The sequence below is a fragment of the Alteromonas sp. Cnat2-8 genome (assembly GCF_022348355.1).
GTDB classification, from domain to species: domain Bacteria; phylum Pseudomonadota; class Gammaproteobacteria; order Enterobacterales; family Alteromonadaceae; genus Alteromonas; species Alteromonas macleodii.
Window position 1 is genome coordinate 76,679 of record NZ_JAKREX010000005.1, and the last position, 14,556, is coordinate 91,234.

The 14,556-nt window shown below is 46.0% G+C and carries 16 protein-coding genes; 14 read left to right on the plus strand and 2 right to left on the minus strand.

The genetic code is table 11. The features are described 5' to 3' along the window. The first annotated feature begins 277 nt into the window (after positions 1 to 277). The 4 genes from MHN00_RS13795 to MHN00_RS13810 are packed head-to-tail and all read left to right on the plus strand — an operon-like array spanning position 278 to position 3,940. Positions 278 to 559 carry a calcium-binding protein gene (locus MHN00_RS13795; RefSeq protein ID WP_223866688.1) on the plus strand — a complete coding sequence of 94 codons (282 nt, stop codon included), beginning with the start codon at positions 278 to 280 and terminating at the stop codon, positions 557 to 559. A 60-nt stretch (positions 560 to 619) separates the two neighbouring features. Further along, positions 620 to 2,017: a HAMP domain-containing sensor histidine kinase gene (locus MHN00_RS13800; protein ID WP_014948855.1), complete on the plus strand. Its 1,398-nt coding sequence runs from the start codon at positions 620 to 622 to the stop codon at positions 2,015 to 2,017. A 1-nt stretch (position 2,018) separates the two neighbouring features. After that, a complete protein-coding gene (locus MHN00_RS13805; RefSeq protein ID WP_014948856.1) occupies positions 2,019 to 2,603 on the plus strand; it encodes a hypothetical protein in 585 nt (194 codons plus the stop codon). Further along, positions 2,600 to 3,940 (plus strand): sigma 54-interacting transcriptional regulator, encoded by a 1,341-nt coding sequence (locus MHN00_RS13810; RefSeq protein ID WP_014948857.1) that lies wholly within the window; start codon positions 2,600 to 2,602, stop codon positions 3,938 to 3,940. Before MHN00_RS13805 ends, MHN00_RS13810 begins: the two co-directional genes overlap by 4 nt. A gap of 86 nt (positions 3,941 to 4,026) precedes the next feature. Here the strand turns inward: MHN00_RS13810 and MHN00_RS13815 are convergent, their stop codons facing one another. Further along, the gene (locus MHN00_RS13815) at positions 4,027 to 4,512 is read right to left on the minus strand and encodes a GAF domain-containing protein (protein WP_061094617.1); all 486 of its coding nucleotides are present in this window, start codon (positions 4,510 to 4,512) and stop codon (positions 4,027 to 4,029) included. 128 nt (positions 4,513 to 4,640) lie between these two features. Further along, positions 4,641 to 5,492 carry a DUF72 domain-containing protein gene (locus MHN00_RS13820; RefSeq protein WP_239301477.1) on the minus strand — a complete coding sequence of 284 codons (852 nt, stop codon included), beginning with the start codon at positions 5,490 to 5,492 and terminating at the stop codon, positions 4,641 to 4,643. A gap of 248 nt (positions 5,493 to 5,740) precedes the next feature. On the opposite strand from MHN00_RS13820, the gene aspS reads away from it, so the two are divergent. The 10 genes from aspS (at position 5,741) to tolB (ending at position 14,525) form a co-directional block, all read left to right on the plus strand. Continuing rightward, complete coding sequence (aspS, locus tag MHN00_RS13825) at positions 5,741 to 7,501, plus strand: aspartate--tRNA ligase (RefSeq protein ID WP_239301479.1); 1,761 nt, start codon at positions 5,741 to 5,743, stop codon at positions 7,499 to 7,501. 3 nt (positions 7,502 to 7,504) lie between these two features. Further along, entirely contained in the window at positions 7,505 to 7,945 is a 441-nt protein-coding gene (gene nudB / locus MHN00_RS13830) for a dihydroneopterin triphosphate diphosphatase (RefSeq protein WP_014948861.1), read from the plus strand. After that, complete coding sequence (gene ruvC / locus MHN00_RS13835) at positions 7,945 to 8,463, plus strand: crossover junction endodeoxyribonuclease RuvC (RefSeq protein WP_014948862.1); 519 nt, start codon at positions 7,945 to 7,947, stop codon at positions 8,461 to 8,463. The genes nudB and ruvC overlap by 1 nt, the downstream gene beginning before the upstream one ends. 36 nt (positions 8,464 to 8,499) lie before the next feature. Next, positions 8,500 to 9,120, plus strand: coding sequence for a Holliday junction branch migration protein RuvA (gene ruvA, locus MHN00_RS13840; RefSeq protein WP_014948863.1), 621 nt, complete (start codon positions 8,500 to 8,502; stop codon positions 9,118 to 9,120). A 68-nt stretch (positions 9,121 to 9,188) separates the two neighbouring features. Then, a complete protein-coding gene (gene ruvB / locus MHN00_RS13845) occupies positions 9,189 to 10,193 on the plus strand; it encodes a Holliday junction branch migration DNA helicase RuvB (RefSeq protein WP_014976035.1) in 1,005 nt (334 codons plus the stop codon). A gap of 586 nt (positions 10,194 to 10,779) precedes the next feature. Next, positions 10,780 to 11,178: a tol-pal system-associated acyl-CoA thioesterase gene (gene ybgC / locus MHN00_RS13850; protein WP_014948865.1), complete on the plus strand. Its 399-nt coding sequence runs from the start codon at positions 10,780 to 10,782 to the stop codon at positions 11,176 to 11,178. Then, positions 11,168 to 11,857 (plus strand): protein TolQ, encoded by a 690-nt coding sequence (tolQ, locus tag MHN00_RS13855; protein ID WP_014948866.1) that lies wholly within the window; start codon positions 11,168 to 11,170, stop codon positions 11,855 to 11,857. The genes ybgC and tolQ overlap by 11 nt, the downstream gene beginning before the upstream one ends. Positions 11,858 to 11,886: 29 nt before the next feature. Further along, entirely contained in the window at positions 11,887 to 12,306 is a 420-nt protein-coding gene (gene tolR, locus MHN00_RS13860; RefSeq protein WP_014948867.1) for a protein TolR, read from the plus strand. A gap of 7 nt (positions 12,307 to 12,313) precedes the next feature. Continuing rightward, on the plus strand, positions 12,314 to 13,165 hold the full coding sequence (tolA, locus tag MHN00_RS13865) for a cell envelope integrity protein TolA (RefSeq protein ID WP_239301481.1): 852 nt from the start codon (positions 12,314 to 12,316) through the stop codon (positions 13,163 to 13,165). 4 nt (positions 13,166 to 13,169) lie between these two features. Beyond that, a complete protein-coding gene (gene tolB, locus MHN00_RS13870) occupies positions 13,170 to 14,525 on the plus strand; it encodes a Tol-Pal system beta propeller repeat protein TolB (RefSeq protein WP_239301483.1) in 1,356 nt (451 codons plus the stop codon). Positions 14,526 to 14,556: the final 31 nt, after the last annotated feature.

Genomic DNA, 14,556 nt, shown 5'->3' on the forward strand with positions numbered 1-14,556 from the left:
TTGACATACAGTGTTTCAAAGTGGTGTTTCTTTTTTGCAACATTTAACCTGTATGCTGAGTGGTTGATAGTACACTTATTTGCATATACTGCTGTTTTTAATGTGCTTTTTCTTTTTGGTCTGAAAATCGCATAAGCAGTTTGAATGCAATTATGATAGTGGTTAATTGAAGACTAGTGGTAGTATCCATGAGCTTTAATAGCAGCATAACCTGATAACACAGGGCTGGTATCAAAGCGGATTGAGAAGGATTTTAAAAGCGTTTAGCGGAGGATTCATGATGAAACGTCTCGAAAAAGTTTTCTTAGCACTTTGTGCTGTTGCTGCAGTACAAGCCATTTCAGTAGCGGACGCGTACGCAAGTCCAGCGCGCTCGTTGATGCAGGAATTAGACACAGATAAAGATGGTCTGATATCACTTAAAGAAGCGGTTCGACACACAGGTCTACTGCGTAACTTTGGGCTGATTGATGACAACGAAGATGGCAAACTTTCCGAAGCCGAATTGGCAAAAAGCAAGTTGACGCCAGGCAATGAAAAGCTCACAGCAAGTGAGTAGATAAAATAATATATTTAAGAGGGTAAGGTTCTGATAAACAAGGTTTCGTTTGGTGAACGCTTGGTACAACTTGGTTCACTAAGGCAGTTGACGCTAGGTAGTTTTGTACTGGCCCTTATCCCTCTTATAGCCTTACTTTGGCAAAGTCAAAGCGACTTAGCCAAAGTGGGTCAAATGACAACACTTGAAACACGGTTTGTTGTCGATGTTGTTAGCGACATGCAAAGACTCGATAACGCGGTCGTTGACGTAGAGCGCAGCATTCGCCAATTTGCTGTGTTGAGAAATGATAGGGTGGCATCTCTTTCTGATAACGCCATCGATCAATTTGCCGTGGCCGCTGACAATCTATGTCAGGCTCTCTCGGTACCAACTACCTGCACACGACTTTCAGAACAGCTAAATCAATTAGCCGAATATCGAGCGATTGAAGACCAGCTTTTACTTAATGCATACCTTGCGTCAGTGGGCGATAGCGTCGACCAGCTTCGCGACGATGTAGAAGCCGCTATTACTGAACGTGTCAAAGTCCAGCAAGATGATTTAAATGCCATGCAAGCAAAACAAGCTTGGTCTACAGCTATGCTTGTAAGCGTTTCGTTATTGCTAATACTGATGGGGAGTCAGCTTATTGTGAACCCCGTTAACAACTTAAAAAAGATTATAAGGATCATGGCCCACAGCGATGGTCAGCTTCCACCCCTTTCAAGACAAGCGCCAAAAGAACTGATTGATGTAGAGAAAGATTTACATTGGCTTTATGATCGACTACAGCAGTTGGAGCATATTAGAACCGCCTTGCTGCGACACGCTGCTCACGAGCTCAAAACTCCGCTTGCCAGCATTAAAGAAGGCTGCAGCTTGTTGTCTGAAAACGTGGTGGGCGAGTTGAATAACAGTCAACGCGAAGTACTTTCGCTACTTACTGCTAGCACGCAAAGGCTCAACACGCTGGTGGAAAAGTTGCTCGACTACAACCTGCTGTTGCAACAAGCTCAGCCAAAAATGGTACAAAGTGACGTTAGTAAGTTAGTTTCTGCTTGTTTAGAAGATTACGCGCTCGCCATTCAGGATAGAGAAGTGGAAGTAAAGATAACTGCGTCCGAGGTGCGTATAGACGAGGAGCTGTTTAGAAGAATACTTGATAACTTGGTGTCCAATGCAGTCGCGCATGGCGCAGTGGGAAGACCGATAAATATTAGCCTTTATAACGAAAACGATAATCTTGTACTGGATGTTGCCAATCGCGGTAAGCGTATTGCTCCAGAGTCAGTACATACTTTATTTGAACCTTTTATCCGAGGAACCGAGCCGAGAAACGACAATGTCATTGGGACGGGTTTAGGGTTATCAATTGTTGCCGATTGCGCTCGACTGATGCATGGTGATGTGCGTGTTGTAGATGTAGACTATGCCGATGTTTGCTTTAGAGTGACCATTGGGCAACAGGAAAAATAAAATGAGAATAAGTGGTTTAATTGTCGCCTTACTGGTGCTGACAGGATGTCAGAGTTTAACCAGAAACAACGACAACGCAGGTGAGCCAGAAAAGGTGACGCCTGTAGCTAAAATAGAACGTGGCCTTTGTTTATTTGTTGAGCCTCCACAGGGGTTCGAGCACAATTGCGATGCAACCTATTGGCTTAACGCGTGGATTGACGCGGCCAACCAACCTTGGTTAGAGCGTAAGCAAGCATTAAAAGCGTTAGGTGATACAGCATCTGACACGCTTCACGCCTACGTTTTAACACTACCAACAGATACACCTTATCAAGACAGGTTGCGCGCGCAGCTTGCGTTAAATGATATTGCTGGAACATTTACACCCACTGCGCAAGAAGTGGTGACTGTTATTGCTGCGTCGCACAACAATCAGATTATGCAGCTTGAATCTGCCATGGTGGTGTTGGAGCAAGAAAATACTTCTCGTGGCGAGAAAGTAAAAGCACTTGAAATTGAAGCAGTTAACCTGCGCAAAAAACTAGAAGAATTGTTGCAGATTGAAGCAACACTGATGGATAAAAACAGGAGTACACAACAGTGAGCGAAAAGGCGAGTAGTAACCCTAACTTATTGTTGGTAGATGACGATAAGAGCTTATTGCGCTTATTAACCATTCGTCTGGAAGGCGAAGGTTATGAGGTGACCGCAGTGGAAGACGGTCAATCAGCGTTAAGAAAGCTTCAAAACGACAACTACGATGTAGTATTAAGTGACTTGCGTATGCCGGGCTTAGATGGTCTGAGTTTGTTTGAAGAAATTATGGGAATTAGAAAAGATATTCCTGTAATTCTGATGACGGCTCACGGCACCATTGCTGATGCGGTAGCTGCCACTCAGCGTGGTGTATTTGGGTTTTTGCCTAAACCTGTCGATCACGACGAATTACGCGCGCTGCTGCAAAAAGCACTTAGCCAGTCTCAAGCTGCTCAGCCTGGGGATTGGGCAAAGGACATCATTACCCGTTCTCCAGAAATGCTAAATGTACTAGACCAGGCGTTCCGCATAGCTCAGCGTGAAGTGTCTGTGCTAATTAGCGGTGCGAGCGGTACAGGTAAAGAGCTGCTTGCTAACGCCATTCATAAAGCCAGTAACCGCAGCGACAAACCATTTGTGGCTATTAACTGTGGAGCATTACCTGAAAACTTGCTTGAGTCTGAGCTATTTGGTCATGCCAAAGGTGCGTTTACCGGTGCTGTAGCTGCTCACCCTGGTCTGTTTAGAGAAGCCGACGGCGGTACCTTGTTCTTGGATGAGATTGGCGATATGCCGATGACGCTGCAGGTAAAACTGCTGCGTGCATTACAAGAGCGCCAAATTCGTCCAGTAGGTAGCAGCAAGCACGTAGATATCGATGTGCGTATCATTTCTGCAACGCACAAAGACTTGCACAAAGAAATGGAAGAAGGCACCTTCCGCGAAGATTTATATTACCGTCTAAACGTGGTGAACCTAAAACTTCCGTCGCTAAAATCGCGAAGTGAAGATATTCCACTTCTGGCTCGCTCGCTGCTGCAGCAAAGCGCACAGCGTCATGGCGTGAATGTAAGCCAATTTTCTGATGACGCGATGCAACAGCTGGTAACCTCATCTTGGCCAGGTAACGTACGTCAGCTTGTGAACGTGGTTGAGCAGTGTGTTGCGTTAACGCAAACGCCGGTTATTCCGCTTCACTTAGTAGAGCAAGCCTTGTCAGCCACTAAGCAAAGCTGGCCAACGCTTACAGAAGCGCGCGATGCGTTTGAACAGCAATACTTGCACAAGCTTCTAAAAATGACCGACGGCAACGTAACGCGCGCGGCAGAGCTTGCTGGTAGAAATAGAACTGATATGCACAAGCTTATGAAAAAGCACGAGCTAGACGCAGCTGATTTCAGATAGACATAGTCGAGCTTAGAGAGTTATTAAACGCATCACTTTTTAGTGATGCGTTTTTGTTTTGTGATACGCAAAGCCTAACGCTGGGGTTATGCTGGAAGGTGTTCTGAAAAAATAATAGCTTCAACTGTGCGGGCGTGGTTTTTTAAGCTTTCTATCTCAACGTCTAAAAAGTCACGTGGTTCATCAAACAGAAGGCATAACGTACCCAATTCATAGCCATCTTTGTTGCGCAAGATAGCACCTGCGTAGGCTCTTATGTAAGGGCTGCCAGTAACCAGCGGGTTATTAGCAAATAGCTTATCGGCTTTTGCGTCGGGAACAATCAAATATTCTTCTTCGGCTATCGCGTAGGTGCAAAACGAGATATTACGCGGTGTTTCGGTAGCATCCATACACTGGCGAGACTTAAACCATTGGCGATCTTCTGCAACAAGGCTTACCAAGCAGGTTTTAGCATTAAATTTTTCTTGTACGGTTTTGGTAAGTTCGTCAAGTTGTTCGCTTGGGGAAGTATCTAAAATATCTAACGATTCAAGCGCAGCGATACGCGCTTTCTCATATTCATGGTTCATTGCGGTTATTTCACAGTAAATAATGGTGTAGTACCAAAATAGATAAGGACTGTAGTTTACCGTTGAATTAGAAAAACGCTATCTATTAAAAACGAAATATCAATCGGCGCAATGTCAGTTGCTTGTCATTAAAACAGTGAATTTTGCTCTGGTTGAGTTTTAATAGACAGGTTATTTAGCGCGAGTGATGGAGTAGTGTTGTTATACAAATCGATAAACTGCTGCGCTAACCAGGGAGCATCTTTGTTGTCTGGGCGGTGACAAAAAAAGTACACGTCTTTTCCTTCACTTTGCCAAATCTTCACTTTTTTCACCCAAGGCAATAAACAGCGTTGGTTGTCATCATCAACATCATTGCCTACAAAGCGCACAATGGGAGTATGTCCTGTAGCAATAACATTTACCGGTACACGGGGCTTTTTCTCTCGCACTTCCTCTAGCATCGCACGTCTATTTGTTCCCCCTGCGTCTAAAGAGCCAGTGAAAAGCGCTCGGGTGTCCATAACGATTCTGTTCGCACCGTGGCGGATCAAAAGTTGATTAAGCGCCTTTTCCTCATCACCCTTTGCAAAAAATGCCAGGTGGCGCACCTCAACCGCTATGTTTAATTCTTGAGGTAACGCCGCTAAAAAGGTATCCAAAATGGGTAGCATTTCTGGCCCAAAAGAAGCGGGCAGTTGCAGCATCATGACTCCTAGCTTTTCTTTTAACGGGCTTAATAAAGCAAGCTGTTGGGCAACCTCTTCATCACAATGCTGTAATCGATGTACATGAGTAATGTTCTGGTGAAACTTGAAAGTAAATCTGAAGTGGTCGGGTACTGAATCGCACCATCTCGCTACAGCGTCTTGGTGGGGAAGAGAGTAAAATGTGGTATTCCCTTCAACCGTATTACACTCCTTGGCATACAGCGACAATCCATTATCAGACTTGGGATAATTAGCAAACCACGTGCTTGGCCAATGGCTGTGTTGCCACATTGGCAATCCAATATAGAGATTTCCTTGTGATATGGCTGATTTGTGCATATTTGTCATTGGGCTTTATCAAGCATTTGTTTATACTATGCGGCCTTTAAATCATTACATTATGCATGTTGTGGGCGGGCCAGCTAATTGGCCAGCAAGTTTACGCGATTTTGGGCAAAGTCTTAAGCCCAAAAATAAGCGGTTTTGAACGCCAATTCACTGCATGCGAAGCAAGAGAAAAACATCAGGGGTCAAGGACCATGCGCACAGATTACTGTGGGAATATCGATTCATCATACATTGGACAAGAAGTTACCCTTTGCGGGTGGGTTAATAAGCGTCGCGATTTAGGCGGTGTAATTTTCATCGACTTACGCGACCGCGAAGGTATCGTACAAGTGGTGTTCGACCCAGATTTACCAGACGTACTATCGGTTGCTAACACATTGCGTAGCGAATTCTGCGTAAAGCTAACGGGTAAAGTGCGTGCGCGCCCTGAAGGTCAAGTAAATAAAGACATGCGCACAGGTGAGATTGAGATCCTAGGCACAGGCCTTGAAGTGATCAACAAGTCTGACGTGCTTCCACTGGACTGGAACCAAGAAAACTCCGAAGAACAGCGCCTTCGCTATCGTTATCTAGATCTTCGCCGTCCTGTAATGAGCCAGCGTTTACAATTCCGTGCAAAAGTAACCGGTGCTGTACGTCGCTTCCTAGAAGAAGAAGGTTTCCTTGATATTGAAACCCCTATTCTTACTAAGGCAACGCCAGAAGGTGCACGTGACTACCTAGTGCCAAGCCGCACGCACAAAGGTGAGTTCTTTGCACTTCCGCAATCGCCACAGCTTTTCAAACAGCTTCTGATGATGTCGGGCATGGACCGTTACTATCAAATCGTTAAGTGCTTCCGCGACGAAGACTTACGTGCCGACCGTCAGCCAGAATTTACCCAAATCGATATTGAGACCACGTTCTTAGATGCCGATGGCGTAATGTCTATTACCGAGCGCATGATCCGCGACTTGTTCAACAAAATGCTAAACGTTGACCTTGGCGACTTCCCGCGCATGACGTACAAAGAAGCCATGACGCGCTTTGGTAGCGACAAGCCAGACCTACGTAACCCGTTAGAGTTAACAGACGTTGCCGACTTGCTTGCTAACGTTGACTTTAAAGTATTCAGCGGCCCGGCAAACGACCCTAAAGGTCGCGTAGCAGCTATTCGCGTACCTGGTGGGGCGTCGCTTTCGCGTAAGCAAATAGACGAATACACTAAATTTGTAGGTATTTACGGCGCGAAAGGTCTGGCTTGGATTAAAGTTAACGATGCTGGTGCAGGTCTTGAAGGTCTACAGTCGCCAATCCTTAAATTCCTAACTCAAGACATCACTAACGCTATGCTAGAGCGCACAGGCGCACAAAGTGGCGATATTCTATTGTTTGGTGCAGACAGCTACACTGTGGTTACCGAAGCGATGGGCGCACTTCGTCTTAAGCTTGGTGAAGACTTTGAGCTTCTTGAAGGCGAGTGGAAGCCACTTTGGGTTGTTGACTTCCCAATGTTTGAAGAGTTTGACGGTCAGCTTCACGCTATTCACCACCCGTTTACCGCGCCACGTGGTTTAACGCCAGAAGAACTTAAAGCTAACCCAGCTGAAGCCTTATCTGACGCTTACGATATGGTATTGAACGGTGTTGAATTAGGCGGTGGTTCTGTACGTATTCACAATGAAGACATGCAGTCTACGGTATTCAACATTCTTGGCATTGACGATGAAGAAGCGAATAACAAGTTTGGCTTCTTGCTAGACGCACTGCGCTTTGGTGCGCCGCCGCATGCAGGTCTTGCGTTTGGTCTAGACCGTCTGGTAATGCTTATGACTGGCGCGACGTCTATTCGTGATGTTATGGCATTCCCTAAAACGACCACAGCGGCATGTCCGTTAACATCGGCGCCTAGCCCTGCGAACCCACAGCAGCTTGAAGAGCTCGCTATTGCAACGGTGAAAAAGCAATCGTAATTTATGGCGTATAAGAAGCCTGAATCTGCACTGGTAGTGTTGTACGACCAACACTACCGAGTGCTGCTTTTGCAACGACAAGACGACCCCACCTTTTGGCAGTCGGTAACCGGCGCGTTAGAAGAGGGGGAGTTACCCTTAGAAACGGCATATCGTGAAGTGTGTGAAGAAATTGGCATCGATGCCAAAGCACACGGCTTTGTGGTTAACGACCACGATAAGCAAAACCAATATGAAATTCGTAGCCGCTGGCTACATCGTTATCCTCCTGGTACTGTGCACAACACAGAACACGTATTTTCCCTTCAAATAAACAGCGATTTACCTCTTGTCTTAACAGAGCACTTGCAGTACGAATGGGTGTCGAAAGACGAAGCGCTCGCGCGTTTATGGTCTCCCTCTAATAAAGAAGCGGTATCTTTGTTTGTACCGAGTGTGCCTTAATGGTTATACTGGGTATAGATCCAGGTTCTCGGATCACAGGCTACGGTTTAATTGCACGCAAGCAAGGTAAACTGGTGTATGTAGCAAGCGGATGCATTCGCGTTGGAACGGCAGATTTACCCTCTCGTCTTGCTAATATTTTTACCGGTGTTGGCGATATTATTCGTCAATATAAACCCGACCAGTTTGCTATTGAGCAAGTATTTATGGCGAAAAACCCTGATTCAGCGTTAAAGCTTGGTCAGGCCAGAGGTGCCGCCATTGTGGCAGCCACCCAAGCGCAACTTCCTGTTGCTGAATACAGCGCAAGGCAAATTAAGCAGTCGGTAGTTGGAAAAGGTGGCGCAGATAAAACGCAAGTTCAGCACATGGTAAAACACCTGCTGAATTTAAGCGGCACGCCACAGGCCGATGCTGCCGATGCATTAGCCGTTGCCTTGTGTCATGCACACACTGAACAGAGCCTGATAAACATGGCAGGGCAAGCCCGAAAAACCGTTCGTGGTCGTTTGCGCTAATACTGCTCGAAGCTCACGCTTTTACAGAGATAATTCATGATTGGACGAATTCGCGGTACGTTGGCTGAGAAACAGCCTCCAGAAATTCTTGTAGATGTAGCCGGTGTTGGCTACGAAATTCACATGCCTATGACCAGTTTCTACCAGCTTCCCGCGGTGGGTGAAGAAGTGGTGGTGTACACACATTTTGTGGTTCGTGAAGACGCCCAATTGCTGTTTGGTTTTGCTGATAAAATGGAAAGAGGGCTTTTCCGAGAATTGATCAAAGCCAATGGTGTAGGCCCAAAGTTAGGCCTTGCTATTTTATCTGGAATGTCGGCAAGCCAGTTCTTGGCAAGTGTACAAAATGAAGATGTTTCTGCACTCGTCAGCTTACCGGGTATAGGTAAGAAAACCGCAGAGCGTTTAGTGGTAGAGCTTAAAGACCGCCTAGCAAAATTTGGCAAGGCGCAGAGTATTGCTGTACCACCTCCAAGTGGCGACTTGCTATCCACCAACACTATTGTTGCTGTAAACGACGCTCGGGAAGAAGCACAAAGCGCGCTTATTGCACTGGGCTATAAACCTGCTCAAGCGAGCAAGCTAGTCGACAGCGTATATAAAGAGGGCATGGAAAGTGAAGCCCTTATTCGCGAATCATTAAAAGCGGCCATATAATGGCGCTCAACGAAGACAGCGGTTCTTAGTCTGCCTGTCTTCACGTCACCGTTTAAAGTAGAACTATCATGATTGAAGCCGACAGACTGATTACGCCTGAAGCCAGCACCGAAGACGAGGTCATCGACCGCGCCATTCGCCCTAAAATGCTGGAAGACTATACGGGGCAGCCTCACGTATGTGAGCAAATGGAAATTTTTATTCAAGCTGCGCGTAATCGCGACGATGCGCTAGACCATCTACTTATTTTCGGTCCGCCAGGACTGGGTAAAACCACGCTTGCGAACATTGTGGCAAATGAAATGGGCGTAAACATTAAAACCACGTCAGGCCCTGTGCTTGAGAAAGCTGGCGACTTGGCTGCACTGCTTACCAACCTTGAGCGCAATGATGTATTGTTCATAGACGAAATACATCGCTTAAGTCCAGTGGTAGAGGAAATTCTTTATCCTGCCATGGAAGACTATCAGCTTGATATTATGATAGGCGAGGGGCCTGCCGCCCGTTCAATTAAGCTAGACCTTCCTCCTTTTACACTGGTAGGCGCTACCACCCGCGCAGGCTCGCTAACGTCGCCATTACGCGACCGTTTCGGCATTGTTCAACGATTAGAGTTTTACAACGTAAAAGACCTCACCAGTATTGTGGCAAGAAGCGCGAGCTATCTGAATTTAGACATGAACGATGAAGGTGCGCAAGAAGTGGCTCGTCGTTCGCGTGGCACACCGCGTATTGCTAATCGTTTGTTACGACGTGTTCGAGACTACGCAGAAATTAAAGCAGACGGCACGGTGGGAGCCGATACGGCAGCGAAGGCACTGGATATGCTTGACGTTGATAAAGAAGGTTTCGATTACATGGATCGTAAATTGCTTACTGCTATTATCGAAAAGTTTGATGGTGGGCCAGTAGGCTTAGACAATTTGGCAGCAGCCATTGGTGAAGAGAAAGAAACCATAGAAGACGTGATTGAACCCTTCCTTATTCAGCAGGGCTTTTTACAGCGCACGCCTCGAGGCCGTATTGTGTCGCAGCGCGCTTATCTTCATTTTGGCTTCGCTCCGTCTGAATAATTTACCGTCCCTTTGTAAGAAGGTACAGATTCGTTTTAAAGGCCTAGCAGAATTGCTGGGCTTTTTTTGGCAACACAGAAAATACAGAAGCCGTTTCAAACGCTACAAGTAAATGTTCGTATGGGGGAAGCTGTAAGTTCAGAGCATTGAGATTGGATGGCGAATTATTGCATAGCGCAAGTTAAGCATGGGCCGCCAATATTTCGTTTTGTACAGATGCTAAATTACAAGCAAAAAAAAGCCCGCTCATTGAGCGGGCTAAAACAACAAGTGTTGAAGGAAATAAATCCAGGGAACTCATGTCTAACAGGAGAATAACTCTTGCATGACCGTGCTAAGCACCATCACGCTCTGTACGACTGATGCTGTGCATTATAAGGAGAGCAGAAAAAACTACAATTGAGTAAAATTGTTGTTTTGGATTAGAAAAGCTAATGTGTTAACTGGGTGTTTAATATTGGTTTACTTTTGATTAAATGTTAGCTTTGGTGGGGCTTGTGGAGTGTTTTTGTTCTGCATTTTGTCGCGCTAATTAGTTATTTTAACTCCGCTTTGGATTATTAATTTTTTGGGTGAAGGAATAGTTATGCATTTACACCAGGTAAGAGTGTATTACGAAGATACCGACGCAGGCGGTATCGTCTATTATGCGAATTACCTAAAGTTTATGGAGCGAGCCCGTACAGAGTGGCTTCGCGAGCTAGGTTTTGAACAAGACACGCTGATGGAACAATCCATCGCTTTCGTCGTCAAACACGTTGAAATGCATAACTATGCGCCTGCACGGTTCAATCAACTGTTGAGTATTGAAACTCGCGTTGTAGAATTGAAAGGCGCTAGTATGACGTTTCAACAAATTATTAAAAATGAACAAGGCGTTACATTGGTATCGGGAGATATCAAAGTTGCCTGCGTCGATTTGGCCGTTATGAAGCCAAAAAGATTACCACGTACTTTGTTAGGGGAAATTTCGCGTGTCATCTGATCTCACTTTTATTGGCTTGTTTTTACAAGCGAGTTTTATTGTTCAACTAGTTATGCTTTTGTTGCTAAGCGTGTCGATAGCGTCGTGGACGTTTATCTTCCAACGTAGCAAAGCGTTGTCGGCGGCACGCAACGAAATGCGTCAGTTTGAAGATAAGTTCTGGTCAGGCGCTGACCTTAACCGTCTTTATCAAGAGCTTTCTGCCAGAACTAACCTAACAGGCATGGGCAGCATCTTTTGCTCAGGCTTTAAAGAGTTTGTTCGCCTGCGCAAGTCTAACACCGCTACCAACGGCATAGTTGATGGTACATACCGTGCCATGCGCGTTTCTATGTCTCGTCAAGTCGAAGAATTAGAAAGTCGTCTGCCTTTTTTAGCCACGGCGGGCTCAATTAGTCCTTACATCGGTCTATTCGGAACTGTGTGGGGGATCATGAACGCCTTCATCGCATTAGGTGAAGTGCAGCAAGCTACCCTTGCAATGGTAGCGCCGGGTATTGCAGAAGCACTTATTGCAACTGCTATCGGCCTGTTTGCTGCTATCCCTGCGGTTATTGCCTACAACCGTTTCAGCCATCAGGTTGAGAAGCTTGAAAATAGCTACGGCAACTTCATGGAAGAGTTCTCTGCAATCCTTCATCGCCAAGCCGTTGCTGCGCAAGCACAACAACAAGCCTAAGCGTTTACATTCCAAACGGAGGACTTGTTATGTATGTAAGAAAACGCCGCAGGCCGGTATCAGAGATAAACGTAGTGCCCTACATCGACGTGATGTTGGTGTTGCTTATTATCTTTATGGTAACGGCGCCGCTTATTTCTCAAGGGGTAAAGGTGGATTTGCCTAAAGCAAGTGCCAACCCGATAGAGCAAGAAGATACACCACCTATTATTGCGTCAGTGGATGTTAAAGGTCGCTACTTCCTTAATGTAGGCGAAGACCAGGAATCGCCAATTAGCGAAGAAGAGCTTGGCGCTATTGTAAAAGCACAATTGACCAAAGAGCCCAATACGCCCGTAGTGGTAAAAGGCGATGGACAAGTAGCGTATAACGAAGTGATACAGCTAATGGTGTTATTACAGCAGGCGGGTGTGCCTTCAGTAGGGTTAATGACGGATCCGGTTGAGTAATATAGATATGTCGAAACCTGAAGTGTCGAGAAGCACGTCACGCGCAAACAGTGATACGAAGACTAAACAGGCCAGTAGTTTAAGCCCAGAACAAATAGGCTTATTTAAATCTATTGGCTTGCATCTTTTTATCGCTGCGCTGTTGCTAATTAGCGTCAGTTTCTCTCCTGACCCGTTGCCAAGTATGCCGTCGAATGCGCCTGTGATAGAAGCGACGTTTATTGATGCGCAAGCGATTGCGGATCAAAAAAGGGAGCAGGCACAAGCTGAAGCTCAAGCAAGAGCCGAAGAGCAAGAAAGGCAAAGAAAAGCAGAAGCCGCGGCAGAGAAAAAACGCCAGCAGCAGCTAGCAGCCAAGCGTGCGAAAGAGAAGCGTGAAGCAGAAGCGGCTGAAGCGAAACGTCAGAAAGACTTGGAGCGCTTAGCGGCGCAGAAGGAACAAGAGCGTAAGGAGCGCGAAGCAAAAGCGAAAGCTGAGGCTGAGCGAAAGAAAAAAGAAGCAGCTGAACGCGCTGAAATGGAAAGGATCATGCAAGAGCAGCTTGCAAAAGAACAAGCTGCTCAGCAAGAACGTAGGCGAAAACAGGTACTTACTGAAGTCGAGCGTTATACCGCGCTTATTCAGCAAACCATAAAGCGCAATTTGTATTCGGACGACAGCTATCAAGGCAAAACCTGTCGATTGAATATTCGGTTAGCAACGACAGGGTTTGTTACGAGTATTCGTGTACTCGGCGGCAATGATGCGCTGTGTAGAGCGGCTGAAAGCGCGGTTCGCAGGGCCGAAAAGTTACCGGTATCTGATGCGCCAGACGTTTACGAGCAGTTAAAAGACATTACTTTAAAAGTGGAATTATAGTGGTATGAAAAAACTAGGTTTATGGATAGCGCTTATTACGATGGCATTCAGTGCCAACGTGTTTGCATCCTTAGAAATTGTGATAACCGAGGGCGTAGATAGTGCACGTCCAATCGGGGTTGTGCCATTTAAATGGAAAGGTCAAGGCAGTATGCCTGGCGATATTTCTAAAGTGGTGATGGCCGACTTAATGCGTAGTGGTAAGTTCAATCCGGTATCTGTCGACAAAATGCCACAGTACCCAGAGACAGCGGAGCAAGTGTCTTTCACTGCATGGGCAACCTTAGGTGTGGACACGGTTTTAGTAGGAAGTATTGAGCCACAAGCAGGCGACCGTTACCTTGTATCCTATGAGTTGATTGATGTACTTAAAGGGCAAGTTGACAATGGGCAGGCTAAAGTACTCAAAGACGGCAAGTTGGTATCGAGTAATGATCACGTACTAGCTGCCCGTCAGGCAGTGATCAACGGTCGAGATTTTCGCCAGTATGCGCATCGAATTAGCGACATTGTGTATGAAAAAATTACCGGTGTTCGCGGTGCCTTTTTAACGAAAATTGCTTACGTCATTGTTCGCGACCGTGACACGGTTGAAAAACCTTACCAATTAGTCATTGCAGACTACGATGGTGAGAACGAAACGCGCTTGTTGTCTTCGCCAGAGCCGCTTATGTCGCCAGTGTGGTCGCCTGATGGCGAGAAGCTTGCCTACGTTAGTTTTGAAAATCGTAGACCGCAAATATTCATTCAGAATATCTACACCAGCGAGCGTACGCGCATTACTGATTTCCCTGGAATAAATAGTAGCCCGGTGTTTTCACCAGATGGCAAGCAACTTGCAATGGTTTTATCGAAAGATGGAAACCCTGAACTCTATGTGATGGACTTAGCGACAAAAAATCTTCGCCGAGTAACACGAAATAGAGCGATTGATACGGAGCCCGCGTGGCTACCAGACGGCAGTGGGTTAATATTTAGCTCGGAACGGGGTGGTAAACCCCAGATATATAGCGTAAATTTAAATTCTGGGAAAGTAAGGCGAGTTACCTTTGTAGGTGAACAAAACCTTGGCGGTACAATTTCCCCAGACGGCAAGCAAATGATTATGGTTAACCAAACTAATGGGAACTATCATATTGCGAAGCAGTCTTTGGATGGTGGATCACCTCAAGTACTGACACGGACGTACTTAGATGAGTCACCAAGCGTAGCGCCGAACGGAAGCATGATTATATACAGCACCCTTCATGAGGGAACCCAAGTGTTGTCGTTGGTTTCTCTAGATGGGCGTTTTAAAGCTAGGTTACCAGCAGCCAATGGGCAAGTTAAATCGCCAAGTTGGTCACCATTTTTGTTCTAACAATTTAACGACTAAACAATAAAATTTAAGG